At 55.2% G+C, this 24217-nt stretch carries 24 protein-coding genes; 9 read left to right on the top strand and 15 right to left on the bottom strand.

Annotated features, from left to right (window positions below; genetic code table 11):
• Positions 1-159: 159 nt before the first annotated feature.
• The 4 genes from thyA to rppH form a co-directional block, all read right to left on the bottom strand.
• The gene (gene thyA / locus WFO64_RS11940; RefSeq protein ID WP_337011925.1) at positions 160-954 is read right to left on the bottom strand and encodes a thymidylate synthase; all 795 of its coding nucleotides are present in this window, start codon (positions 952-954) and stop codon (positions 160-162) included.
• Entirely contained in the window at positions 951-1832 is an 882-nt protein-coding gene (gene lgt, locus WFO64_RS11935) for a prolipoprotein diacylglyceryl transferase (RefSeq protein ID WP_337012072.1), read from the bottom strand. The genes thyA and lgt overlap by 4 nt, the downstream gene beginning before the upstream one ends.
• 266 nt (positions 1833-2098) lie before the next feature.
• Entirely contained in the window at positions 2099-4345 is a 2247-nt protein-coding gene (gene ptsP / locus WFO64_RS11930; RefSeq protein WP_337011923.1) for a phosphoenolpyruvate--protein phosphotransferase, read from the bottom strand.
• 12 nt (positions 4346-4357) lie between these two features.
• Positions 4358-4885, bottom strand: coding sequence for an RNA pyrophosphohydrolase (gene rppH / locus WFO64_RS11925; RefSeq protein WP_337011921.1), 528 nt, complete (start codon positions 4883-4885; stop codon positions 4358-4360).
• Positions 4886-5569: 684 nt separating this feature from the next.
• On the opposite strand from rppH, the gene mutH reads away from it, so the two are divergent.
• The 4 genes from mutH (at position 5570) to WFO64_RS11905 (ending at position 8575) form a co-directional block, all read left to right on the top strand.
• Positions 5570-6247 (top strand): DNA mismatch repair endonuclease MutH, encoded by a 678-nt coding sequence (gene mutH / locus WFO64_RS11920; RefSeq protein WP_337011919.1) that lies wholly within the window; start codon positions 5570-5572, stop codon positions 6245-6247.
• A gap of 99 nt (positions 6248-6346) precedes the next feature.
• Positions 6347-7057: a TerC family protein gene (locus WFO64_RS11915; protein ID WP_337011917.1), complete on the top strand. Its 711-nt coding sequence runs from the start codon at positions 6347-6349 to the stop codon at positions 7055-7057.
• 118 nt (positions 7058-7175) lie between these two features.
• The gene (locus tag WFO64_RS11910; RefSeq protein WP_337011915.1) at positions 7176-7394 is read left to right on the top strand and encodes a YgdI/YgdR family lipoprotein; all 219 of its coding nucleotides are present in this window, start codon (positions 7176-7178) and stop codon (positions 7392-7394) included.
• Positions 7395-7534: 140 nt separating this feature from the next.
• Positions 7535-8575, top strand: coding sequence for an NADP(H)-dependent aldo-keto reductase (locus WFO64_RS11905; RefSeq protein ID WP_337011913.1), 1041 nt, complete (start codon positions 7535-7537; stop codon positions 8573-8575).
• 40 nt (positions 8576-8615) lie between these two features.
• Here the strand turns inward: WFO64_RS11905 and WFO64_RS11900 are convergent, their stop codons facing one another.
• Both WFO64_RS11900 and lysA read right to left on the bottom strand, forming a co-directional pair.
• Positions 8616-9068 carry a GNAT family N-acetyltransferase gene (locus tag WFO64_RS11900; RefSeq protein ID WP_337011910.1) on the bottom strand — a complete coding sequence of 151 codons (453 nt, stop codon included), beginning with the start codon at positions 9066-9068 and terminating at the stop codon, positions 8616-8618.
• Between the two features lie 160 nt (positions 9069-9228).
• The gene (lysA, locus tag WFO64_RS11895) at positions 9229-10485 is read right to left on the bottom strand and encodes a diaminopimelate decarboxylase (RefSeq protein WP_337011908.1); all 1257 of its coding nucleotides are present in this window, start codon (positions 10483-10485) and stop codon (positions 9229-9231) included.
• 102 nt (positions 10486-10587) lie between these two features.
• On the opposite strand from lysA, the gene WFO64_RS11890 reads away from it, so the two are divergent.
• Entirely contained in the window at positions 10588-11508 is a 921-nt protein-coding gene (locus tag WFO64_RS11890) for a LysR family transcriptional regulator (RefSeq protein ID WP_337011906.1), read from the top strand.
• Here the strand turns inward: WFO64_RS11890 and WFO64_RS11885 are convergent.
• A complete protein-coding gene (locus WFO64_RS11885) occupies positions 11505-12668 on the bottom strand; it encodes an MFS transporter (RefSeq protein ID WP_337011904.1) in 1164 nt (387 codons plus the stop codon). The genes WFO64_RS11890 and WFO64_RS11885 overlap by 4 nt on opposite strands.
• 369 nt (positions 12669-13037) lie before the next feature.
• Here WFO64_RS11885 and WFO64_RS11880 point away from each other — a divergent pair, with 369 nt between their 5' ends.
• A complete protein-coding gene (locus WFO64_RS11880) occupies positions 13038-13664 on the top strand; it encodes a serine protease (RefSeq protein WP_337011902.1) in 627 nt (208 codons plus the stop codon).
• A 64-nt stretch (positions 13665-13728) separates the two neighbouring features.
• Here WFO64_RS11880 and lysS read toward each other — a convergent pair whose 3' ends face one another.
• The 5 genes from lysS to xerD all read right to left on the bottom strand — a co-directional run bounded on the left by lysS (position 13729) and on the right by xerD (position 19955).
• Positions 13729-15249, bottom strand: a complete 1521-nt coding sequence (gene lysS / locus WFO64_RS11875; RefSeq protein ID WP_337011900.1) for a lysine--tRNA ligase — start codon at positions 15247-15249, stop codon at positions 13729-13731.
• Between the two features lie 9 nt (positions 15250-15258).
• Positions 15259-16357 (bottom strand): peptide chain release factor 2 gene (gene prfB, locus WFO64_RS11870; protein WP_163762505.1). Its coding sequence is split into 2 segments (ribosomal slippage): positions 15259-16281 and positions 16283-16357, totalling 1098 coding nucleotides; the frame shifts between segments, so codons are not numbered across the junction.
• Between the two features lie 229 nt (positions 16358-16586).
• Positions 16587-18323 carry a single-stranded-DNA-specific exonuclease RecJ gene (gene recJ / locus WFO64_RS11865; protein ID WP_337011898.1) on the bottom strand — a complete coding sequence of 579 codons (1737 nt, stop codon included), beginning with the start codon at positions 18321-18323 and terminating at the stop codon, positions 16587-16589.
• Positions 18324-18326: 3 nt separating this feature from the next.
• Entirely contained in the window at positions 18327-19040 is a 714-nt protein-coding gene (gene dsbC / locus WFO64_RS11860; RefSeq protein WP_337011896.1) for a bifunctional protein-disulfide isomerase/oxidoreductase DsbC, read from the bottom strand.
• 21 nt (positions 19041-19061) lie between these two features.
• Positions 19062-19955 (bottom strand): site-specific tyrosine recombinase XerD, encoded by an 894-nt coding sequence (gene xerD / locus WFO64_RS11855; protein ID WP_337011894.1) that lies wholly within the window; start codon positions 19953-19955, stop codon positions 19062-19064.
• Between the two features lie 102 nt (positions 19956-20057).
• Between xerD and fldB the strand changes: the two genes are divergently transcribed.
• Positions 20058-20576 (top strand): flavodoxin FldB, encoded by a 519-nt coding sequence (gene fldB, locus WFO64_RS11850; RefSeq protein WP_337011893.1) that lies wholly within the window; start codon positions 20058-20060, stop codon positions 20574-20576.
• An 84-nt stretch (positions 20577-20660) separates the two neighbouring features.
• Here the strand turns inward: fldB and WFO64_RS11845 are convergent, their stop codons facing one another.
• Positions 20661-21071 (bottom strand): protein YgfX, encoded by a 411-nt coding sequence (locus tag WFO64_RS11845; RefSeq protein ID WP_337011891.1) that lies wholly within the window; start codon positions 21069-21071, stop codon positions 20661-20663.
• Entirely contained in the window at positions 21046-21312 is a 267-nt protein-coding gene (gene sdhE / locus WFO64_RS11840) for an FAD assembly factor SdhE (protein ID WP_179898483.1), read from the bottom strand. Before sdhE ends, WFO64_RS11845 begins: the two co-directional genes overlap by 26 nt.
• Positions 21313-21538: 226 nt before the next feature.
• On the opposite strand from sdhE, the gene ygfZ reads away from it, so the two are divergent.
• Positions 21539-22525, top strand: a complete 987-nt coding sequence (gene ygfZ, locus WFO64_RS11835) for a tRNA-modifying protein YgfZ (protein WP_337011885.1) — start codon at positions 21539-21541, stop codon at positions 22523-22525.
• 57 nt (positions 22526-22582) lie between these two features.
• Here ygfZ and trhA read toward each other — a convergent pair whose 3' ends face one another.
• The gene (gene trhA / locus WFO64_RS11830; protein WP_337011883.1) at positions 22583-23248 is read right to left on the bottom strand and encodes a PAQR family membrane homeostasis protein TrhA; all 666 of its coding nucleotides are present in this window, start codon (positions 23246-23248) and stop codon (positions 22583-22585) included.
• 168 nt (positions 23249-23416) lie between these two features.
• Here trhA and WFO64_RS11825 point away from each other — a divergent pair, with 168 nt between their 5' ends.
• Complete coding sequence (locus WFO64_RS11825; protein WP_337011881.1) at positions 23417-24133, top strand: MurR/RpiR family transcriptional regulator; 717 nt, start codon at positions 23417-23419, stop codon at positions 24131-24133.
• Positions 24134-24217 lie beyond the last annotated feature (84 nt).

Below are 24217 nucleotides of genomic sequence, written 5' to 3'. Positions count from 1 at the left end.
CAAGGCGTGTTGTCGCAGGCTGGAAAGCGAGTCGCAGAGAAAAGGCGCGGCATACAGGCAGTGGCAGATGCATGCGAGGGGTGCTGCAGATTTACCGATGTGAGGACAAAAAAAAGCCCCGGCGACGTGCCAGGGCGTTATCTATCTATCTATCGCGAATTAAATGGCGACAGGCGCTTTGATTGCGGGATGCGGATCGTAGCCCTCAATCTCAAAATCTTCGAACTTATAGTCAAACAGTGACGCCGGTTTGCGTTTGATCACCAGCTTCGGCAGCGGACGCGGTTCACGAGTCAACTGCAGGCGCGCCTGCTCCAGATGGTTGCTGTAGAGGTGCGTATCACCGCCAGTCCAGACAAAATCGCCCACCTGCAGATTGCACTGCTGCGCCACCATATGCACCAGCAGTGAATAGCTGGCGATATTAAACGGCAGACCCAGGAAGATGTCGCACGAGCGCTGATACAGCTGGCAGGAGAGCTTGCCGTCCGCCACGTAGAACTGGAAGAAGGCGTGGCAGGGCGCCAGCGCCATCTCACTCAGTTCACCGACGTTCCAGGCAGAAACGATAATCCGGCGTGAGTCGGGATCGCGCTTCAGTTGCGCCATTACCTGGCTTAACTGGTCAATTTCCTGGCCACCAGCCGTTCCCCAACTACGCCACTGTTTGCCATAAACCGGGCCGAGATCGCCTTGCTCATCCGCCCACTCATCCCAGATTGAGACGTTGTTTTCCTTGAGATAACCGATGTTGGTGTCACCTTTCAGGAACCACAACAGCTCATGAATAATCGAGCGGATATGGCATTTCTTGGTGGTGACCAGTGGAAAACCATCCTGCAGATTGAAACGCATCTGGTGACCAAAAATTGAAAGCGTACCGGTGCCGGTACGGTCAGCTTTTGGCGTGCCTTCGTGCAGCACATGTTGCATTAAATCCAGATACTGTTTCATTTTTCCTCGCGAAATTGTGGCTGCGGGCGACGACGATACGCCCAGATCATCATAATAATACCGGCAACAATCATCGGCACAGAGAGGATCTGTCCCATACTGATTCCGCCTTCAAACAGGCCAAGCTGGGCATCCGGCTGGCGGAAGAACTCAACGATAATACGGAAGGCACCATAGCCTATCAGGAACAGGCCAGAGACACTGCCCATCGGGCGTGGCTTGCGAATAAACAGGTTCAGGATAATAAACAGCACCACGCCTTCCAGCGCCAGTTCATAGAGCTGAGAAGCATGACGTGGCAGCACGCCATAGGTGTTGAGCAGTTCCTGATATTGCGGATTGGTGGCAGCCAGCGCCACATCTTCGCTGCGGGAGCCAGGGAACAGCATGGTATAGCGGAAGCCAGGATCGACGCGGCCCCAGAGCTCGCCGTTAATGAAGTTACCGAGACGACCGGCGCCCAGACCAAATGGGATCAGCGGCGCAATGAAATCAGATACCTGGAAGAAATTACGTCTGGTACGGCGGGCAAAGATCAGCATCACCACAATCACCCCGATCAGGCCACCGTGGAACGACATGCCGCCATCCCAGACTTTGAACAGATAGAGGGGATTCTCCAGGAACAGCGGTAAGTTGTAGAACAGCACATAGCCGATGCGCCCGCCCAGGAAGACGCCGAGGAAACCGGCGTAAAGCAGGTTCTCGACTTCCTCTTTTTTCCAGCCGCTGCCAGGCTGATTTGCACGGCGTACCGCCAGCCACATGGCGAAAACAAAGCCCACCAGATACATCAAACCGTACCAGTGAAGCGAAACCGGTCCGATCGAGAAGATCACCGGATCGAACTGCGGAAATGCAATATAGCCGTTATTCATCATTCACCGTCTATTTTTTCAACCCTGAAAAAGGGCGTTGTCAGCCACGTAAATTAAGGCTGCGCATCATAGCACAGCCGGTTTTATGAATTGTCGCGCAAATGTAACGCGGATAACGCGTAAAGCCTGGCCCGTCAGGCGTACATTGTTGCAGTCAGTCTGGCCACAGACAGTGCGGAACAACCGGAGCGTACACGTCGTACGTGAGGACTGTGAGCACTGCCCAGGGCCAGGATGGCAAATAAATAGCCTGCCCCGTCAGGCGGTTAGCGCCCACCACGGATCAAACCGCCCAAGCCACGCCGCTCCATAAAGGCCGAGACCTGATGGCGAACTTCAGTGGCGGTGTGAGCATTCATCCCCTGCTCGCTGAGCTTCTGCGTTTCTTCATGATCCAGATGACGCAGCAGGTATTTAACGCGCGGGACGTTTTTACCGTTCATGCTGAGATGGTGATACCCCAGGCCCACCAGTAACGCAACGCACATCGGATCGCCCGCCATTTCACCACACAGGCACAATTCCAGATTAGCCAGACGGGCTTCCTGCGCGATTGCATTCAGTGCGCGCAGCATCGCCGGATGCAGCGAATCGTAAAGGTTAGCGACGCGGGTGTTGTTTCGGTCCACCGCCAGCAGATATTGCGTCAGGTCGTTGGTGCCGACCGAAATAAAATCGACCCGTGACGCCAGATGCGGGATCATAAAAAGCATCGACGGCACTTCAATCATGATGCCAATACGCGGCGCGGGAATTGCATAGCCCAGCATCTCTTCCACTTCGCGTCCGGCGCGATCGATCAGCTTTTTCGCATCGTCGATCTCGTCGATATGACTGATCATGGGCAGCAGAATACTGAGATTGCCGGATGCGGCATTGGCACGCAGCATCGCGCGCACCTGCACCAGGAAAATTTCCGGCTGGTCAAGCGTAAGGCGGATGCCGCGCCAGCCCAGGCAAGGGTTCTCCTCACTGATCGGCATGTAGGGCAACTGTTTATCTGCTCCCACATCCAGCGTACGCAGCGTCACAGGCTTGTTGTGAAACAGCTGTAACATGCCCTGATACTGCGCTACCTGCTCCTCTTCGGACGGGAAGCCGCTCTGCAACATAAACGGAATTTCGGTGCGGTAGAGGCCGATGCCATCCACCCAGCTGCCCAGCGCCTGCTCATGTTCCGGGCTTAATCCGGCATTCAGCATCACCTGCACGCGTTCGCCACTTTTTAGCTCACCCGGTTGATCGACCACGCCTTCCGCCATTTTGCTCAGCGCATTCTCTTCACTGATCAGCCGCTGATACTCCTGCACCAGCACCGGCTCGGGATCGATCAGCAGCTCACCGCGATAACCGTCGACGATCAGCAGACGCTTGTTGAGCTGATGAGGCTGGATATCAGCGCCCATGACCGTCGGAATCCCCATGGCGCGGGTCAGGATCGCCGCATGGGAGTTGGCTGCGCCATCACGCACCACCACGCCAGCCAGCCGCTCCTGCGGCAGTTCAGCTAAGGTGGTTGCAGTCAGTTCATCAGCCACCAGCACAAAGCGTTCCGGCCAGGCATTGGTGCCAACCAGGGTGTCATCGAGGTGAAACAGCAGACGCTGGCCCAGTACTCGCAGATCGCCCGCACGTTCACGCAGGTAGTTGTCAGTAAGGCTGGCGAACTGTTCAGCAAACTTCTCGATCACCTGTTTCACCGCCCATTCCGCGACCGATCCGCGCTCGATTTCATCGAACAGATCTTTCTTCAGACGCGCATCGGTTAACAGGTGGGAGTAGAGGTCGAAAATGGCTGCGCTCTCTTTCTGTGCGCTGGCGCTGAAACGTTTGCTGAAACGACGAAATTCACTGGCCGCTTCGCTCATGGCGAGCGACAGACGCTCACGTTCACGCTGAACATCCAGCGTTGAGGCGGCCGATACCTGATCGAGCAGAGGCTGCGTTTCATCGACCCAGCCCGGCGCCACCGCTACGCCAGGCGCTGCCGCAATAGCGCGAACCCGCGTCTGCCGGAACTGACCAAACAGCTGCCCCATCTGAGATTGCGACAGCAGCGCTGCCATCTGGGTAGCCAGCGTGACCAGGAATGACTCTTCGCTTTCATCAAACTGACGGTGTTCGCGCTGCTGCACCACCAGCACGCCAAGGAGCTGGCGACGGCTGATAACAGGTACGCCGAGGAAGGAACGATAGCGTTCCTCTTTGACTGCGGGGATATATTTAAAGCTGGGGTGACTCTGGGCGTCAGCAAGGTTAATCGGTTCGGCCAGACGGCCAACTAAACCGACAATCCCTTCGTCAAACGCCAGGGTCACGGTGCGGCCACGCGGTTTTTTGAGTCCGCGCGTCGCCATCAGGTAATAGCAGCGATGATCGTGGTCGGCGAGGTAAACGGAACAGACTTCCGTTGCCATCGCCAGACAGATCTCATTGACCAGGATGTCGAGTGCTTCATTGAGACGCGGCGCACTCGCCACTTTTTCTACAATTTCGCGCAACTGAGTGAGCATAAAGGGCGTGGCCTATCCTCTCTTACGTCGATGGGCAGGATGATTTCGCTGCCCCGCACTCTCCTGCATAGACATCACCACGCCAGCGAATTCCTTCATCACCCGACGATAAACGTCGCGCTTAAAGGAGACAACCTGACGCACCGGATACCAGAAACTGACCCAGCGCCAGCCATCGAACTCCGGCGTGCTGCTGTGCTGCACATTGATATCCGCGTCATTACACATTAACTGCAGAAGAAACCACTTTTGTTTCTGGCCGATACATACCGGCTTTGTGTCCCAACGCACCAAACGTTTTGGCAACTTGTAACGCAACCAGTTGCGGGTAGAGGCAAGTATTCGAACATCTTTCCGGTGTAAGCCGACCTCTTCGAACAGTTCGCGATACATCGCCTGTTCTGCGGTTTCACCGGGATTGATGCCTCCCTGAGGAAATTGCCAGGAGTGCTGTCCAAAGCGCCTGGCCCATAACACTTGTCCCTGCCGGTTACAGATTACGATACCAACATTCGGGCGGTAGCCATCATCATCGATCACCGGACTACCTCAAAGCAAAATTTGAATGGTCTGATTGTTTCACACTCCTTACAGGCGGTAAACCACTGGATTCATGGGGGGTTCAGCCATCCATGCCGGGATAACTCACAGAAAAGGGCAAAGTTATAAACAAAGACCGCAGAAAAGATCGATCTTATTCACCTTTTCTGTGGATAGCTTTGTGCAGAACGCGGGAGTTAACTGAATAACCTTTTCGCCGTGCGCGGAAAGGACGAAAAAAGGGCACAGTTCATCTATATGATTTTTAATCAAATTAAATCTTTCAGACTTGCCATGAAACTTTCATAAAACGCTATTAATTTCGCGGCAACGAACAATTGATTAAAATTTAAGCACACAGCTTTTTATCCACAGATAATCGCTCAGGGTTAGGCCAGAGCGATGAAATTATGGTCAGATAGTGAAAAGTCAAGGCTGTAAATGGAACCAGTACCGCACGGATAAGGTGGTTATCCCATTTTTCTGTGGATAACCGGGCTGCAGATCCTGTTCATTGTTGCGGGTAAACTGGGATAACCCTGACTCACTGTGGATAGCGCAAGTTCAATCCGCTTAAAAAAGCATGATCTATCATGTTATTATCGATCCCTTGCCCGGTTTATTTTAGAAAGACAATTTACTCACCCGTCACTGTACAAATTTTAATCATTGTAGGTTATTAACATGAGTTACCAGCCAGGACCACCCGAAGATGAAATCGGCCTGCTGGCACGCGCGCAGGCTTTAGCTGGATTAACCCTGGAAACGCTGGCCGCTCGTGCTAGTTTGCCAATGCCTGCGGATCTTAAACGCGATAAAGGCTGGGTCGGCATGCTTCTGGAGTGGCATCTTGGTGCCAGCGCGGGCAGCAAAGCAGAACAGGACTTTGCCCATCTGGGTATTGAACTGAAAACTATCCCGATTGATGCGCAGGGAAAACCGCTGGAAACCACCTTTGTCAGCGTCGCGCCGCTGACCGGCAACAGCGGCGTGACCTGGCTCACCAGCCATGTGCGACACAAGCTGGCACGGGTGTTGTGGATCCCGGTTGAAGGCGGGCGTGAAATACCGCTGCGAGAACGCCGTGTCGGCGCGCCGCTGTTATGGAGTCCAAATGCGGAAGAAGATGAGATGCTGCGTCAGGACTGGGAAGAGCTGATGGATATGATTGTGCTGGGGCGTGTTGAGCAGATTACCGCACGACATGGGGCCTGGCTGCAGATCCGCCCAAAAGCCGCCAACAGCAAAGCGCTAACAGAGGGGATCGGCGATCAGGGCCAGCCAATCATGACTCTGCCACGCGGTTTCTACCTGAAGAAGAGTTTCACCGGGCCACTGCTGGCGCGCCATTTTCTCCTCTGAATCTCGCCGTCCGCGCTGACGGGTCGCAATTTTGTGGGAGATCGGCGAATTGAATGCGTATAATCGCCGTTTACTTTTCGTTTAGGATTGAATGTCGGTATGTTTGAGTGGATTTCCGATCCCAACGCCTGGCTGGCGCTGGGCACCCTGACCATCCTTGAGGTGGTGCTGGGTATTGATAACATCATTTTTCTGTCGCTGGTGGTCGCTAAACTGCCAAAGCATCAGCAAGCCAACGCACGCCGCATTGGGCTGATGGGCGCGATGCTGATGCGTCTTGGCCTGCTGGCTTCTATCGCATGGGTTGCGCGTCTGACTAACCCGCTGTTTACGCTGATGGATCATGCATTCTCGGCACGCGATCTGATTCTGCTGTTCGGTGGACTGTTCCTGCTGTGGAAATCGAGCATGGAGATCCATGAAACGATCGACGGTAGCGAAGGTGAACACAACACCCGCGTCCATTCGTTCCTTGGCGCGATTGTACAGATCATGATGCTCGACATTATTTTCAGCCTCGACTCGGTGATCACGGCTATTGGCCTCTCCGATCATCTGTTCATTATGATGGCGGCGGTAGTGATTGCTGTACTGATGATGATGTTCGCTGCACGCGCCATCGGTGAATTTGTTGAACGCCATCCGTCAGTGAAAATGCTGGCACTCTCATTCCTGATTCTGGTCGGATTTACCCTGATTCTGGAGAGTTTTGCGGTCCACGTACCAAAAGGTTACATTTATTTCGCAATGTTCTTCTCAATGGCGGTTGAGTGTCTTAACCTGATGCGCAGTAAGAAAAAGCACGCCTGAGAAAGTCAAGGGCGAGCCTGCTCGCCCGGTTATTTTCAGATTCCTACGATTAACCCCGCCGGCAAAACCATTTATTACTACACTGTTTGCACTTGACGATTTGTGAGGATAAGGCGTGATGAAAGGGTTGGCAGGCGTAGCACTGGTAATGGTAACCGCCGCATTTTTAAGTGGATGCAGTTCTGATTATGTCATGGCGACCAAAGATGGCCGGATGATCATGACTGAAGGCAAGCCGAGCATTGACAAAGAGACCGGCCTGGTGGAGTACACCGATCAGACGGGTCACGCGGTACAGATTAACAGCGATGAGGTCTCAACGATCATTGAACGTTAAGTGCCCGACTTAATCACCTGCCACCGATTCCCCGCTGGCAGGTGATTTCCCCGACTTTTCCCCCTTCCTTCCCCGCCATTGCTCGCGCTATAGTCCCTGAGGACACAACATTCCATTCCATAAAGAAAAGGAAGCTGGCAATGCACTATCATCGTATTCCCCACAGCACGCTGGAAGTGAGTCAGCTGGGGTTGGGCACCATGACGTTTGGCGAACAGAACAGCGAAGCCGACGCTCATGCTCAACTGGATTTGGCTGTCCGTTCCGGCATCAACTTTATTGATACCGCCGAGATGTATCCGGTGCCACCGCGCCCGGAAACCCAGGGTCTGACCGAACAATATATTGGTAGCTGGCTTAAACAGCGCGGCAGCCGCGACAAAATCATTCTCGCCAGTAAAGTGGCTGGGCCATCGCGCGGCAATGATGCTTCGATTCGCCCGGATATGGCGCTGGATCGTAAAAACATCCGCGCGGCACTTGATGCCAGCCTGAAACGCCTTAACACCGACTACCTTGATCTCTACCAGCTGCACTGGCCACAGCGTCAGACCAACTATTTTGGCAAGCTTGGCTATCAGTACAGTGAAACCACCGCTCAGGTAACACTGCTGGAGACGCTGGAAGCGCTGACCGAACAGGTGCGCGCCGGTAAAATCCGCTATATCGGGGTGTCGAACGAAACCGCGTGGGGCGTGATGCGTTATCTGCAGCTGTCGGAGAAACATGAACTGCCACGCATCATCAGCATTCAGAACCCCTACAGCCTGCTGAACCGTAGCTTTGAAGTGGGTCTGGCCGAAATCAGCCAGCATGAAGGCGTTGAGCTGCTGGCGTATTCCAGCCTGGCGTTTGGTACGCTGAGCGGCAAATACCTTAATGGTGCGCAGCCTGCGGGCGCACGTAACACGCTGTTCAGCCGTTTTACCCGCTACAGCGGTGAACAGTCACAGCTGGCGATTGCCGAATATGTGGCATTAGCACAACAGCATCAGATCGATCCATCGCAGATGGCGCTCGCCTATGTGCGTCAGCAGCCGTTTGTGGCCAGCACGCTGCTGGGTGCCACCACGCTTGAGCAGTTGCAGATCAATATCGACAGTTTCAATCTGACCCTGAATGCAGAGATCCTGGAAGGCATTGAGGCGATCCACCGTCGTTATACCTATCCAGCACCCTAAGCGCCTTGTTGCCAGCCGCCGCTGTGGCGGCTGGCCTCTCTTACAGATCGCGATAATAGAGTTTTACAGGCTTATCGGGATACTCCAGCGCTTCTCCCTGTAGCAGCCAGCCAGTCCGTTCGTAGTAGCCGCCAAACGTTGACCATAGCCATAACCGTGGATAGCTCTGCGCCTGTGCATAGTCAATGACATGCTGCTGCAACGCCTCACTGATACCTTTACCCCGTTCCGGCTCATCCACATAGAGCGCCGCCAGCCAGGGAACGAGATCCTGACGGCTGATCAGATCGCAGCGCCAGAATCCCACGGTGCCGACTGCCCTGCCCGCCTCCACGGCGACAAAGGTGACCGGAAAATCGGCACCGGTCAGGCTGCTGTTCACCACGCTGGCGAAGAACGCCCGGCTACTCGCTTCGCCAAATGCGCGCCACTGCCAGTCGATAATCTGATCGGCAAACCGGGGCACATCGCTGAGCGGTACAATTTCAATCACATCCGTTTCCTTTAACAATGGGCAATGCGTCCGACGTCAAGATATTGCGGCAGCCTGTGCCAGGGAATGTCATCTCTTCAGAGATTCCGGACCGATACCACCCATTGTACGGAATACGGTGAGAAAGACAGGCGGCACGGTAGCCGCCTGAATGAGGTGATTAGCTGATTTCCAGTGCCAGCAACGACTGAATAGTTTGCGCACGGCGAATTTCGCGCGGCTGGCCCTGCTCAAACAGCACTTCCGGGATCAACGGACGGCTGTTGTAGTTTGAGGACATGGATGCACCGTAAGCCCCGGTGTCGTGGAACACCAGGTAATCGCCAACCTTTGCCGCCGGAATCGCGCGCGGTTCGACCATGCCGCCCTCCAGCTGGGTAAAGACATCACCCGACTCGCATAACGGACCGGCCACTACCGTGTCGAGGGTCTGCTGCTCATCAATCGCGCGCTCATCGCCCGCCATCAGCGAGATATGGTGATAGCTGCCATACATTGAGGGGCGCATCAGGTCACTGAAACCGGCATCGACCAACACGAAGTGACGGCTGCCCATCGACTTCACCGCCCGCACCTGTGATACCAGCACGCCAGCTTCGGCCACCAGGAAACGGCCCGGTTCGATCTCCAGTTTTACCGGGTGACCCAGATGCTGAGCAATACGCTGCCGCGCTGCGTCCCACAGACCAAAATAGTGCTCGGTATCGATCGCCTCTTCGCCATAGCGATAAGGCACCGAGAGGCCGCCGCCCGCGGAGATCGCTGTCAGATCCTGACCCGACGCCATCACCAGTTCGACCATCGCATCACAGACCTGCTGCAGATGCGCATAATCCACGCCGGAGCCGATATGCATGTGAATGCCCACCAGCTGCAGGCCGTGCTGCTTAATGGCTGTCAGCGCTTCGGCTAAATCGCCGTGCCAGATACCGTGCTTGCTGTTTTCGCCACCGGTATTGGTTTTCTGACTGTGGCCGTGACCAAAACCAGGGTTGACCCGCAACCACACTGCGTGTCCCGGTGAAACTGCGCCAAGCTGATGCAGCATATCGATCGAACCGGCATTGACGGGCACCTTTAACGCGGTAACCCGCTCCAGCGTTGGCTGATCGAACAGGTCTGCTGTGAAGACGATTTCGTCTCCGCCTGGCTGATAGCCGGCGGCCAGCGCACGTTCGATTTCGCCCAGCGATACCGAGTCGACTTTCACGCCTGCCGCGCGCATCAGGCGCAGGATATGAATATTTGAGCAGGCTTTCTGCGCAAAACGCACGACATCAAACACCTGCAGCTGAGCAATACGCCCCTCAATAATCTGTGCATCATAAGTCCAGAATGGCCCGGCATAATGGCGTGCCAGCGGCAGAAGATTCGCGGCGTTGAGGGCGGTTTCGGTACTCTGTAAGGAACGTGGCATAACAATTCTCCTGTGGCGATAACTGCATTAAGCCAGAATCGTGTCATAGCGAAAAATATCTGTTTTAATAGCATCTATTCAGAATGGATATAGAGCAATTGCGTGGCGAACATTAACTGGCGACATATCGAGATTTTTCATGCGGTGATGACCAGCGGCAATCTGACTCAGGCCGCCACGCTGCTGCACACTTCACAGCCGACCGTGAGCCGGGAACTGGCACGTCTGGAACAGCAGCTGGGATTACAGCTGTTCGAGCGGGTTCGCGGTCGTCTGCAACCCACGGTGCAGGGATTACGTCTGTTTGAAGAGGTGCAACGCTCCTGGTACGGGCTGGATCGCATCATGGAAGCGGCGGAGGGGCTGCGCCAGTTCCGTCAGGGTGAACTGTCGATCGCCTGCCTGCCGGTTTTTTCGCAGTCGCTGCTGCCACCGCTGTGTCAGCCTTTTTTACAACGCTATCCGGATGTGAGCCTGAATGTGATTCCGCAGGAGTCGCCACTGCTGGAGGAGTGGCTGTCGGCACAACGCTACGATATCGGATTAACCGAAACCCAGCACGCTCCGGCCGGTACTGACCGCCTTGCCCTGCTGACCTGCGATGAAGTATGCGTATTACCGCAGCATCATGCCCTGAGTCAGCGTACAGAGCTGACGCCGCACGATTTTGCTGGCGAACAGTATGTGAGCCTGTCGCGCAGCGACAGCTATCGTCAGCTGCTGGATGCGCTGTTTCATGAGCAGGGAGTAGAGCGGCGACTGGTGATGGAGACGCACAGTGCCGCTTCGGTGTGCGCCATGGTCAGAGCGGGGGTGGGCATTTCGATTGTGAATCCGCTGACGGCGCTGGATTACGCCGACAGCGGTGTGGTGATGCGTAAGTTCAGCGTGGCGGTACCGTTTACCGTCAGCCTGGTGAGGCCGCAGCACCGCCCTGCGTCGGCGCTGGTCGATACTTTTGTCAGCCATCTGCAACAGCAGGTGGCTGACTTTCCGGCACGCATCGCCGCCCGCCTGGCCTAAGCACGAACCCTGGCGGCTGCACGGCCCGATTTGCGGAAGGTGATCAGGCAGACCAGCAGGCCGATTGCCGCCAGTGCAGCGGCAGCAACCGGCACCGCCGTCAGGCCATATCCACGGCCAATCACCGCACCGCCGACCCAGGCACCCAGCGCATTGCCAATGTTAAACGCCGAGATATTCAGGGTTGAGACCAGGTTGGGTGCCTCTTTACCGTGACGTACCACGTTGATCTGCAGGCCCGGCACCGTTGCAAAGGTCGCCATCGCCCATAGGAACAGGGTGATCTCCGCCAGCCACAGCGCATGGCTGGTCCAGCTGAACAGCAGCGAGAAAATGGCGATCAGTGAAAAGCTAAGGATCAGGCTGAAGGAGACTTTCCAGTCAGCCAGTTTGCCGCCAAGAATATTGCCGGCCGTCAGGCCCGCGCCAATCAGAAACAGCGTCCAGCTAACGCCGCGATCGCTGATGCCGGTCACCTCTAACAATAGCGGCGCAATGTAGCTGAACAGCGCAAACATCGCTGCCGCAAAAAACACCGTCATCAGCAATGACAGCCACAGTTTCCCGCTGGCCAGTGCGCCAATTTCACTCGCCAGGTGAACCGGCTTTTCCTGTTTATTGTTGGGCAGACTCACGATCAGGGCGATAAACGCCAGCACGCCGATCACCGCCACGCCCCAGAAGGTAGCCCGCCAGCCAAACATCTGTCCGAAACTGGTCCCCAGCGGTACGCCCAGCACGTTGGCTAAGGTCAGTCCGGTGAACATCAGTGCGACAGCGGAAGCCTGACGACCGGCTGGCACCAGACTGGCAGCGACCACCGCACCAATCCCGAAGAAGGCCCCGTGACACAACGCGGTGACGATGCGTGCCAGCATCAGCAGGTTATAGTTGTAAGCCAGCGCGCACAGCAGGTTGCCGACAATAAATATCACCATCAGCAAAATCAGCGTTTTTTTGCGCGGCAGTCTGGCTGTCAGCAGCGCCATAATCGGCGCACCCATCGCCACGCCGAGCGCATAGCCGCTAATCAACCAGCCCGCCGACGGGATCGATACCTGAAGGTCACGCGCCACCTCCGGCAGCAATCCCATAATGACAAACTCGGTGGTTCCGATGGCAAATGCACTCAACGCCAGCGCCATTAATGCTACAGGCATAACACTCTCCCAATCCCATTTGCAGGTGAACCACGCAGATGCGTAGCCCCTCGACGCTTATTAAAATTTGATCTGCGTCACGGTGAGTATTACAGCACAGCCCTGATTCGCGACATAGTCTGCGCGCAGCAAAGGATTATTGCCGCGGCAGCAATAATCCTGCCGCTTTGCCAGAACAAATCGCTCTGCCAGCCTGCGGACAAAGCCCGAAAAACCCGTAAAGCGCGAATCACCTGGCGTCAGGTTGTCATTTCCCGCTAACCGGTTACGCTTTTTAGTGCGTAATTAATTAATAAATCCGTAACGTTGCCGATATATCCCTTATCAATTGCCAGGTGATGTAATCAACTTCTGACGCAGGGAGAGAGAATGCAACGACTCATAGCCTTAATGGTTTTTGGCTTAACCGGCTGCTCGGTGGGTCATTATGAGTACAGTAAAGAAGCGGAAAAACGGGTCGATATGACCGTGACTGGCATTCCCACCGTGCTGGGCTTAGGCACGCTCGGTACCACCATCCCATTGACCCCGGAGTACAGCCTGACCGCCGCGCACGTAGCGAAATTTTCGCTTTACCGGGTCAAAGCCTGGCATCCGGAATGCGATCTGGCGGTGGTCTACCACAAAAACAGTGAAATGAACCTGCCACCCAGTTTCCGCAACAGCCATATCGGTGACCAGGTCAATCTCTACGGCTACAGTTTTATTTCGGCAATGCCGGTCAGTTCCAGCGGTCAGAACCTCATTAATACCACGCTGGCGAACAGCTGGAATAAGCCGGACTGCGTCGTAGTGGCGGCGAATGCGGGTGTGGTTAAAGGCATGTCGGGTGGCGCGGTTTATAACGCCTCTGACGATACGCTGGCGGGCGTGATTATCGGCTACAGCAATAACATTAATGACAATCTTAGCGGCAAGACACTCTATAAGAACGTTGCGCTCTATGTACCCTATGCACGGTTCCAGGCCTGGCTGAATGGCGTGATGAAAACCTGATGGCCGCTGAACCGACAGATGTAAAAAAGGCCGGAGGATCCGGCCTTTCTATGACTCACAACGATTACTTGCTACCTGGACGCAGTGCCGGGAACAGAATTACATCGCGGATAGTGTGGCTGTTAGTAAACAGCATCACCATACGGTCAATACCGATGCCCAGACCGGCGGTTGGCGGCAGACCATGTTCCAGTGCGGTGACATAATCTTCGTCGTAGAACATCGCTTCGTCGTCACCAGCATCTTTGGCATTTACCTGCTGCAGGAAACGCTCAGCCTGATCTTCCGCATCGTTCAACTCGGAGAAACCGTTACCGATTTCACGACCACCAATGAAGAACTCAAAGCGATCGGTGATTTCCGGATTCTCGTCGTTACGACGAGCCAGTGGGGATACTTCAGCCGGATATTCGGTGATAAAGGTCGGCTGTATCAGATTGGCTTCTGCCGTCTCTTCAAAGATCTCAGTTACGACGCGGCCAAGACCCCAGCTCTTCTCCACTTTAATGTGCAGTGATTGCGCAATCGCCACCGCTTTATCAAAGTCTTCAAGATCGGCCAAATCCGTTTCCGGACGGTATTTCTTGATCGCTTCACGCATGGTCAGTTTTTCAAAAGGCTTGCCGAAATCAAACTCCTGTTCACCGTAAGGCACTACCGTGCTGCCGAGTATATCCTGCGCCAGTGTACGGAACAGGCTTTCAGTCAGCTCGATCAGATCTTTGTAATCCGCATAGGCCATATAGAGTTCCATCATGGTGAACTCTGGGTTATGACGTGGCGAAATACCTTCGTTACGGAAGTTACGGTTGATCTCGAACACGCGATCGAATCCGCCCACCACCAGACGCTTCAGGTAGAGCTCTGGGGCGATACGCAGATACATGTCGATATCCAGCGCATTGTGATGGGTGATGAACGGACGCGCAGACGCGCCGCCAGGGATCACCTGCATCATCGGGGTTTCCACTTCCATGAAGTCGCGGCCCACCATGAACTGACGAATGCCGGCCATGATCTGCGAACGAATTTTGAACGTGTTGCGAGATTCCTCGTTGGCGATCAGATCAAGGTAACGCTGACGGTAACGGGTTTCCTGATCGGCCAGGCCATGGAACTTGTCTGGCAGCGGACGCAGCGCTTTGGTCAGCAGGCGCAGTTCAGAACAGTGAATCGACAGTTCGCCGGTTTTGGTTTTGAACAGTTTGCCGCGCGCGCCGAGGATATCGCCGAGATCCCACTTTTTGAACTGCTCGTTGTAAATCCCTTCAGCCAGATCGTCACGCGAGACATAAAGCTGAATGCGGCCACCCACATCCTGCAGAGTCACGAAAGAGGCTTTACCCATGATACGACGGGTCATCATACGTCCGGCGACGCTGACTTCGATGCCGAGATCTTCAAGCGCTTCGTTGCTCTTCTCGCCATAGCTCTCATGCAATTGCTCTGAGAGGCTGTCACGACGGAAATCGTTAGGAAACGCCACGCCATTTGCACGCAGCACGCTCAGCTTTTCGCGACGCGTTTTCAGTTCGTTATTTAACTCAACGGCGGCGTCAGCGCTCTGCGGTTGTTGTTCAGACATGTCGGTTCCTTATAACCCTGCTTTTAAACTAGCTTCAATGAATCGATCCAGATCGCCGTCCAGCACCGCCTGGGTGTTACGCGTCTCTACGCCGGTGCGCAGATCTTTGATGCGTGCATCATCGAGAACGTAGGAACGGATCTGGCTTCCCCAGCCGATGTCGGACTTGTTGTCCTCCAGCGCCTGTTTCTCAGCATTTTTCTTTTGCATCTCAAGCTCGTACAGTTTTGCTTTCATCTGCTTCATCGCCTGATCTTTGTTCTTGTGCTGAGAACGATCATTCTGACACTGAGTGACGGTACCGGTTGGAATATGGGTAATACGTACCGCAGATTCTGTCCGGTTAACGTGCTGACCGCCCGCACCTGACGCGCGATAAACGTCAATGCGCAGATCGGCTGGATTAATGTCGATATCGATATCGTCATCGACTTCCGGGTAAATAAAGGCGGAGCTGAATGAGGTGTGACGACGGCCGCCGGAGTCAAACGGGCTCTTACGCACCAGGCGATGCACGCCTGTTTCAGTGCGCAACCAGCCAAAGGCGTAGTCGCCTGAGACGCGAATGGTCACAGATTTAATGCCTGCAACTTCACCTTCAGACTCTTCAATAATTTCGGTTTTGAAGCCTTTGGCTTCAGCCCAACGCAGATACATACGCATCAGCATGCTGGCCCAGTCCTGCGCTTCGGTGCCGCCGGAACCCGCCTGCAGATCAATGTAGCAGTCGGCGCTGTCATACTCGCCAGAGAACATGCGACGGAATTCCAGCTCGCCCAGCTTGCCCTCAAGCACATCCAGCTCGGCAACCGCTTCGTCGAAAGTCTCTTCGTCTTCCGCTTCTACCGCCAGTTCAAGCAGACCCTGCACATCTTCCAGGCCTTGCGACATCTGTTCCAGCGTCTGTACGATCGCTTCCAGCGAGGAGCGCTCTTTGCCCAGCGCCTGAGCGCGCTCAGGTTCGTTCCAGACATCAGGCTGTTCCAGTTCGGCATTTACTTCTTCGAGGCGTTCTTTCTTGGCATCGTAGTCAAAGATACCCCCGAAGAACGTCGCTGCGCTCACTGAGGTCCTGAATACGGTTTTTGACCGGGTTAATTTCAAACATGGCTTTTGCGTCTTTCTTATGTTCGATGGGACAGGAAAATTAACGCACAAGTTTACCCGAAACTGACGGCAGATTGTAGCGCTGAGACAGCGGGCTGATGCCAGGGCGGCGTGATGCGTCACATTTGCTTATCGGCCGAGAGTAAATCCTCTCACAATACAGATAGCGCAGGCGGGAATCAGGCTGACGCGCATCTGCCGTGACCGGAGACACGCGCACCATACCGAACTCAGTTCAGCGGCCAGAGATGGCTGATGATCAGCTGTACCGAGCGGTTACCCCGATACTCATTGATATCCAGCTTATAGGCCAGTTCGACCTGACGAATGCTGCTGTCGGGCCACAGCGTGGTATCGACATTAAAGGCGATCCCATCGATCAGCGGACCGCCGTTCAGCGGTTCGACCATCACTTTCAGATGTCGCTCGCCCACCAGCCGCTGTTGCAGTAGCTTAAATTTGCCATCGAAAGCGGGTTCCGGGAACGCCTGGCCCCAGGGACCCGCTTCGCGCAACATCTCAGCGGTCTGTAGCGAAAACTCCTGCGGCTGCAACGCGCCATCAGACCAGATGATGCCCTGCAGAGATTCGCCATCCAGCCACTCACCGACCAGATCGGCAAAGCGCTGACGAAACTCTTCGTAGCGTGCGGTTTCCAGTGATAAACCTGCCGCCATGGCGTGACCGCCAAACTTCAGCATCAGGCCGGGGTTAAGCGTATCCAGACGCTCCAGCGCATCGCGCAGATGCAGACCGGCAATCGAGCGGCCCGAGCCTTTCAGCGTGCCGTCGCCCGCCGGCGCAAAGGCGATCACCGGACGATGGAAACGCTCTTTCAGACGCGAAGCGAGGATCCCCACAACACCCTGATGCCATTCGGGATGATAAAAGGCCAGCCCCAGCGGCAGATTGCTCTGCTCACGTTCCAGCGCCTGACACAGCGCCAGCGCTTCGCTCTGCATCCCCTGCTCTATCTCTTTGCGCGTCTGGTTCAGCGCATCCAGCTCACTGGCTAACATCCGTGCCTGGCTGAGATCGTCAGTCATTAACAGCGCCACGCCCACCGACATATCGTCGAGCCGGCCTGCGGCATTGAGCCGTGGCCCCAGCGCAAAACCGAGATCGCTGGCCGCCATCTGACGCGCATCGCGATTAGCAATCTCCAGCAGCGCCCGGATGCCTGGCCGGCATTTTCCCGCCCGGATGCGGCTAAGTCCCTGCCACACCAGAATGCGGTTGTTGACGTCAAGCGGCACCACATCGGCAACCGTGCCGAGTGCTACCAGATCCAGCATCTCCGCCAGATTCGGCTCGGTGCGGGTGGTGCCAAACCATCCCTGCGTGCGCAAATGGGCGCGAAGCGCCAGCATCAAATAGAACGCAACGCCCACGCCCGCCAGTGCGCGCGAGGGGAAATTGCAGTCGGTCAGATTGGGATTAACGATCGCCTCAGCAGCCGGTAAGGTCTCGCCCGGCAGGTGGTGATCAGTAATCAGCACCGGAATGCCGTGCTGATGCGCGCACTCAACGCCAGCGTGTGAAGAGATGCCGTTATCGACCGTCAGGATCATCGCGGCGCCTCGCGCCCGCGCCTGCCCGACCACTTCAGGACTGAGGCCATAACCATCTTCAAAGCGGTTAGGCACCAGATACTGCACATTGCTGCCGCCCATGCTGCGCAGCGCCATAACCGTCAGCGCGGTACTGGTCGCACCATCGGCATCAAAGTCACCCACCACCATAATGCGACGCCCATCCAGCAGTGCCTGATGCAGCAGTTCAACTGCGCTATCAATCCCGCTCAGGGACTGGAACGGCAGCAGATTTTTCGCACCGCGATCCAGCTCTGCAGCATCGCGCACGCCGCGTTGCAGATAGAGTCGTTTCAGCAGCGGCGGCAGCGTGGCCGGTAGCGCATCGTCAACCGTCGCCTCACGGCGACGGAGTTCCACATCCTGTTTTACCACCGATTAACCACCACGTTTCTGATTGTCCAGCACCTGCTTCAGCTCCTGCGGCGACTGATAACCCGGGATCATCATGCCGCTATCAGTCAGCATTGCGGGCGTGCCCTGAATGCCGAACAGCACACCCAGTTTATAGTGCTGGGCAATATCGATTTTACAGCTATCTGGTGCGGCCATCTTCGGCGCATTGCCTTTCATTGCCTCATCAAACGCTTTATTGCGGTCAGCGCTGCACCAGATCGCTTTCATCGCCGGTTTGATCTGACCATTCAGCCCTTCACGCGGAAACGCCAGGTAGCGCACGGTGATGCCCAGCGCATTGTAGTCTGCCATCTGCTCATGCAGTTTATGACAGTAGCCGCAGGTAATGTCGGTGAATACTGTGATCACGTGCTGCTCTTTTGCCGCTTTATAGACGATCATTTCCGGCACCAGCGCCTCGACTTTTTTATCCAGCAGTTGGTTGGTGACGTTGACCGGCTGTTTACCGCTGACGTCGTAGAGCGGTCCCTGGATCATATGTCTACCGTCGTCGGTAACGTAGAGCACGCCGCTTTCTGACAGCACGGTTTTAAACCCCGGCAGCGGTGACGGGCTGATCTCCGTCTGGTTCAGACCGAGCTTTTTAAGTGATTGCTGAATGGCGCTGTCATCGGCCTGTGCCAGACCGGAAAAGGTGCTGGCTAACAGGGCCAGCATGGCAAAATGCTTGTTCATTTTTGTCCTTATCGCCGCGGTTCAGGCCCGCGGATGGTGTTGTTGATGCAACTGACGCAGGCGCTCAGTGGCGACGTGCGTATAAATTTGCGTGGTGGAGAGATCGCTGTGTCCCAGCAGCATCTGTACGACACGCAGATCGGCACCGTGGTTCAGCAGATGGGTCGCAAAGGCATGGCGCATCACATGCGGTGATAACTTTTCGCTGTCGATGCCCGCCAGCGTGGCGTAATGCTTGATGCGATGCCAGAAGGTCTGGCGCGTCATCTGCTGCGCCCGATTACTGGGAAACATCACGTCCAGCGTCTGACCGTTGAGCAGCCACGGACGACCATGTTCCATATATTGCTCCAGCCAGTAAACCGCTTCTTCACCTAAAGGCACCAGCCGCTCTTTATCCCCTTTACCGATAACCCGGACAACGCCCTGGCGCAGACTGATGTCGCTGAGCGTCAGGCCAATCAGTTCGGAGACGCGCAGGCCAGTGGCGTAGAGCAGCTCCAGCATCGCTTTGTCGCGCAACTCCAGCGGAATATCACTATTTGGTGCCTGCAACAACCGCTCAACCTGCGCCTCGCTGAGATCTTTCGGCAAACGCTGCGGCAGTTTTGGCGCAGACAGCAGCGCGCTGGGATCGTCCGGGCGCAGCTTTTCGCGGTAAAGATACTGGAAAAGGCGACGCATGGCGCTGAGCAGCCGCGCTGAGCTGGTCGCCTTGTAGCCTCCCTCCAGCCGTTCAGCCAGAAACTGCTGCAGATCCAGCGGCGCCACGCTAAGCAGCGTCAGCTGATGATGCGCCAGCCATCCGGTCAGCGTCTGGAGGTCCTGGCGATAAGAGGAGAGAGTGTTCTGCGCCAGATTGCGTTCAATCCAGAGCGCATCAAGAAACTGTTCTGTCAGATCGCTGTCCTGCACGTTATCTCCGCCGTCTGGTGTAAAATCATGCTCATTATGCCTGATTCAGCAGCGCTTCTGGTACAATTGCGCCAAAGTCAGTCTTTACAGAGTGTTATCTGCATGAAAATCGGTCTTTTTTACGGTTCCAGTACCTGTTACACCGAAATCGTAGCGGAGAAAATTCGCGATTTTATTGGCGAAGAGTTAGTGACGCTGCATAACGTGAAAGATGACGATCCACGCCTGATGGAACAGTACGATTTGCTGATCATGGGCATCCCGACCTGGGATTTCGGTGAGTTGCAGGAGGACTGGGAGGCAATATGGACGCAACTGCCCGCGCTGAATCTGCACAACAAGATTGTCGCGCTGTATGGCATGGGTGATCAGATTGGCTATGGTGAGTGGTTTTTAGATGCACTCGGCATGCTGCACGAATTGCTGCAGCCGATGGGGGTACGTTTTGTCGGATACTGGCCACTTGAAGGCTATGAGTTCACCAGCCCTAAACCTCTGAGTGCCGATGGCTCGCAGTTTGTTGGTCTGGCGCTTGATGATGTGAATCAGTTTGAGGTCACCGATGAGCGCGTTGAACAGTGGTGCGAGCAGGTGTTAACCGAAACCGCCGCACTGCTCTGACCGGCCCGACCTGAGCGTTTGCCTGTGTCCAAACAGCATGCGAACAGATTAACGGCCGTCACCGGCTTGCCTGCCCGTCGGCTGTTAATGCCGCACCTTGCTGAAGCAGCAGGCGCGTAACGCCCGCCATTCGTCAGGCTGCATAGTGTCCTGCATCAGCCACCAGCGTAGCATAGCGCCCTGTTCGCTCTTCGCCACCAGCAGCACGCCAACCGGTAACCAGCGCAATGGCTGAGTGGGCCGCCAGCGTTTTCCCTGCCAGAGCCAGCAATGGACGCTTTCCCGCTGTAACGGGCCGTGCCGCTGATTCAACCGCCGAAAGCTGTACCCGCCCTCAGTCAGCAATAGCAGAATAATCGGTCCCCTGATTAACCAGCCGCCCACAGGTGGCGTCATCAGCGCGACGCCGGTCACTGCTGCCACCAGCCAGGCGCACAGTATTCCGCGCGCCAGGCGAGAGGGCCGCAGCTTACATTGCCACCGGGCCGCGATCATGATTACGCTGCTGGATCAGATTCACCATCCGCTTAAGTTCCGGATCCTTTGGCTCACCGTGATTCATCAGCCAGTTGAACAGGTCGGGATCGTCACTCTTCAGCAGGTCAACAAAGACCTGCTTATCGGTGTCGTTCAGCGTGTCATACTCAAATTTGAAGAACGGCATAATAGCCACATCCAGTTCCAGCATGCCGCGACGGCAGGCCCACTGAATACGTGATTTATCATTAATATCCATGCATCAATTTCCACCATTCACAACGTGGCGCCCAGTGTAACCTGGTTTTATATGGCTCGCAGGCGCAGCATCGCACGCTGTGCAACCTGACACACTTCAGACCGAATCTTTTCAGGGTTATCACGCCTTTTGTGCGCCGTTTTCCGTAAACAGGTTGCATTGCCAGTCGGCTCTTTTAACATTGAAAGCATTGTTCCGGATGAACCGTCTTATACAGGATATCTCCATGCCCACTTTTACTTTACCGCCGCGTCAGCCTGCCGCGTCGTCTCGTCTGCCGTTAACCCTGATGTCACTGGATAGCTGGGCGCTGGTTTCCATTACCGGTGCCGACAGTACCGCTTACCTGCAGGGTCAGTTAACGCTGGATGTCGCGGCACTGGATGCAGACCACCATTCACCTGCCGCACACTGCGATGCCAAAGGCAAAATGTGGAGCAATATCCGCCTGTTCCATCGCGATGAAGGCTATGCCTATTTGATCCGTCGTGAACTGCGCGACACCCAACTGACCGAGTTAAAGAAATACGCCGTGTTTTCGAAAGTGTCGATGGTGGCTGACGATGAGGCAGTATTGCTGGGCGTAGCCGGTTTTCAGGCGCGCGCCGCGCTGGCGAATCTGTTTGATAGCCTGCCCGACAGCGAAAAACCGGTGGTGGTGCACGCAGAAACTACGCTGCTGTGGTTTGCGCACCCGACCGAGCGTTTTCTGATTGTCACTTCGCAGGCCATGGCAGAGGCGCTGAAGCAGAAGCTCAACGCTGATGCGCAGTTCAATGACAGTCAACAGTGGCTGGCGCTGGATATTGAAGCGGGAATTCCGGTGATTGATCCCACCACCACTGTGCAGTTTATTCCGCAGGCCACCAACCTGCAGGCGCTGGATGCCATCAGCTTTAAAAAAGGCTGCTACGCCGGTCAGGAGATGGTGGCACGGGCGAAATATCGCGGTGCCAATAAACGCGCGCTCTACTGGCTGGCGGGTCAGGCAAGTCATTTGCCCGAAGCCAATGCCCCGCTGGAGTTGCAGATGGGTGAACGCTGGCGTCGTACCGGCAGCGTGCTGGCTGCGGTACAGTTAGATGATGGAATCAGCTGGATTCAGGTGGTGCTGAATAACGATCTGGAACCGGATAGCGTGCTGCGGGTTGAAGGTGATGAAGGCGGGCATCTGACCATTCAGCCATTGCCCTACTCGCTGGATGAGAGCTGATTGAGCCGTATGGCCCTTCCGTGAAAGGAAGGGCCTTTGCCGCTGTTCAGCCTTAAATTAGCGCACATAAAAGTAAATAGCGCCGAAGTGGCAGAGACTGCCGCCCAGCACGAACCCATGCCAGATGGCGTGATTAAAAGGAATGCGGTACGCCACATAAAAAATCACCCCCAGCGAATAGATAATCCCGCCTGCCGCAAGCAGCCAGATGCAGCCCGGCGGCAGGATCATCGCCAGCTGATAAACCACAATCAGCGACAGCCATCCCATACAGAGATAGGTCACCAGCGATAGCGCTTCAAAGCGATGCGCAATCGTGAGCTTAAACAGAATACCGGCCAGCGCCAGCCCCCAGATCACCCCCATTAATCCATAAGCCAGCGGCGTCCTCAGTCCGACCAGCAGAAATGGCGTATAGGTGCCGGCTATCAGCAGATAGATGGCGCAGTGATCCAGCTTCTTCAGCCAGGGTCTGGCCGGTCCATCCGGAACCGCATGATAGAGCGTCGAGGCCAGAAACAGCAGAATCATGCTGCCACCATAGAGGCTATAACTGATAAAGGTGACGGTATCAGCCTGCCTCTCAATGGCCTGATTAAGCATCAACACCAGTCCGACCATGCCGAACAGGCAGCCGAGGCCGTGACTGATACTGTTGGCAATTTCCTCGGCGACCGAATAGCCCGCAGCGGGGTGATGTTTGGGAGAAATTGTGGTGGTCATAACAGGTTCCTGAAGAGCGCTATAGCGGTGATAACGCTATCCAGCGTAGCCAACAATTTTTTCAGTGTACACTTGTACGCTAAAATTATCTGGTGAAATTCAGTAAGCGTTAAACCGGGTGATGAATCTGGTAAACTGACCAAAGGTCAACTGTTCAACGAGTCATCCATGTTTTCGCATCGCGATCTCGCCCGTCTTAACGATCTGGAAATGCAGGTCTATCAGTTCATCATTAAGCACCGCGAAGGCGTCAGCTATATGACGATCCGCGAGCTGGCTGAGCAGACGGGTGTCTCTACCACCACCGTGCTGCGTTTTTGCCGCAAAATGCACTGTGAAGGCTGGTCAGAATTCCGCATCCGCCTGCGCTTAAACGAAAAGAGTGCGCCGCTGCTCAACACGGCGGGCGTCAGCGAGATGCTGAGCTTTTTTAAGAGCATAAATAACCCTGAGTTTGAACAGATCATCGCCCAGGCCGCGCTTAAGATTAATCAGGCTGAGCGGGTGTTTTTTATTGGCGTCGGCACCTCAGGCAGCCTGGCAAAATATGGCGCACGCTTTTTTTCTAACCTGGGTAAATTCAGCCACGCAATAGATGATCCCTATTATCCGGTCAGTCCCGATCTCTATGAAAATGCCATTGCCATTATTTTATCGGTATCCGGCGAAACCGAAGAGATCCTGCGCATTGCCAGCCAGTTCAGCCTGAATAAGTGTAAAATCATTGCGATAACCAACACGGAAACCTGCTCTCTGGCGAAGATTAGTGATTTCAATCTCTGCTACCATGTGCCGATTATCCGCATGGCGGACAATTCTGACATTACGACTCAGGTCCCGGTCACTTATATTATTGAAGCCATTGGCCGCCAACTGGGGAAATAAAACAGCCTGTTTTTGGGATGTCACAAACACCATTATTCGCGCACTGTTATAACGTGACTTTCATTATTGCCTTGCTACACTCAG

Origin of the sequence: Pantoea sp. AS142, from assembly GCF_037152305.1 — a bacterium.
Classification (GTDB): Bacteria; Pseudomonadota; Gammaproteobacteria; order Enterobacterales; family Enterobacteriaceae; genus Pantoea.
Note: the sequence above shows the minus strand (reverse complement) of the source record. Positions and strands in the feature narration are given on the sequence as shown.

Coding starts and splice junctions, on each gene's coding strand:
- thyA (WP_337011925.1), bottom strand. CDS start 954: ATGAAACAGTATCTGGATTTAATGCAACATGTGCTGCACGAAGGCACG.
- lgt (WP_337012072.1), bottom strand. CDS start 1,832: ATGAATAACGGCTATATTGCATTTCCGCAGTTCGATCCGGTGATCTTC.
- ptsP (WP_337011923.1), bottom strand. CDS start 4,345: ATGCTCACTCAGTTGCGCGAAATTGTAGAAAAAGTGGCGAGTGCGCCG.
- mutH (WP_337011919.1), top strand. CDS start 5,570: ATGAGTTACCAGCCAGGACCACCCGAAGATGAAATCGGCCTGCTGGCA.
- WFO64_RS11915 (WP_337011917.1), top strand. CDS start 6,347: ATGTTTGAGTGGATTTCCGATCCCAACGCCTGGCTGGCGCTGGGCACC.
- WFO64_RS11910 (WP_337011915.1), top strand. CDS start 7,176: ATGAAAGGGTTGGCAGGCGTAGCACTGGTAATGGTAACCGCCGCATTT.
- WFO64_RS11905 (WP_337011913.1), top strand. CDS start 7,535: ATGCACTATCATCGTATTCCCCACAGCACGCTGGAAGTGAGTCAGCTG.
- lysA (WP_337011908.1), bottom strand. CDS start 10,485: ATGCCACGTTCCTTACAGAGTACCGAAACCGCCCTCAACGCCGCGAAT.
- WFO64_RS11885 (WP_337011904.1), bottom strand. CDS start 12,668: ATGCCTGTAGCATTAATGGCGCTGGCGTTGAGTGCATTTGCCATCGGA.
- WFO64_RS11880 (WP_337011902.1), top strand. CDS start 13,038: ATGCAACGACTCATAGCCTTAATGGTTTTTGGCTTAACCGGCTGCTCG.
- lysS (WP_337011900.1), bottom strand. CDS start 15,249: ATGTCTGAACAACAACCGCAGAGCGCTGACGCCGCCGTTGAGTTAAAT.
- dsbC (WP_337011896.1), bottom strand. CDS start 19,040: ATGAACAAGCATTTTGCCATGCTGGCCCTGTTAGCCAGCACCTTTTCC.
- fldB (WP_337011893.1), top strand. CDS start 20,058: ATGAAAATCGGTCTTTTTTACGGTTCCAGTACCTGTTACACCGAAATC.
- WFO64_RS11845 (WP_337011891.1), bottom strand. CDS start 21,071: ATGATCGCGGCCCGGTGGCAATGTAAGCTGCGGCCCTCTCGCCTGGCG.
- sdhE (WP_179898483.1), bottom strand. CDS start 21,312: ATGGATATTAATGATAAATCACGTATTCAGTGGGCCTGCCGTCGCGGC.
- ygfZ (WP_337011885.1), top strand. CDS start 21,539: ATGCCCACTTTTACTTTACCGCCGCGTCAGCCTGCCGCGTCGTCTCGT.
- trhA (WP_337011883.1), bottom strand. CDS start 23,248: ATGACCACCACAATTTCTCCCAAACATCACCCCGCTGCGGGCTATTCG.
- WFO64_RS11825 (WP_337011881.1), top strand. CDS start 23,417: ATGTTTTCGCATCGCGATCTCGCCCGTCTTAACGATCTGGAAATGCAG.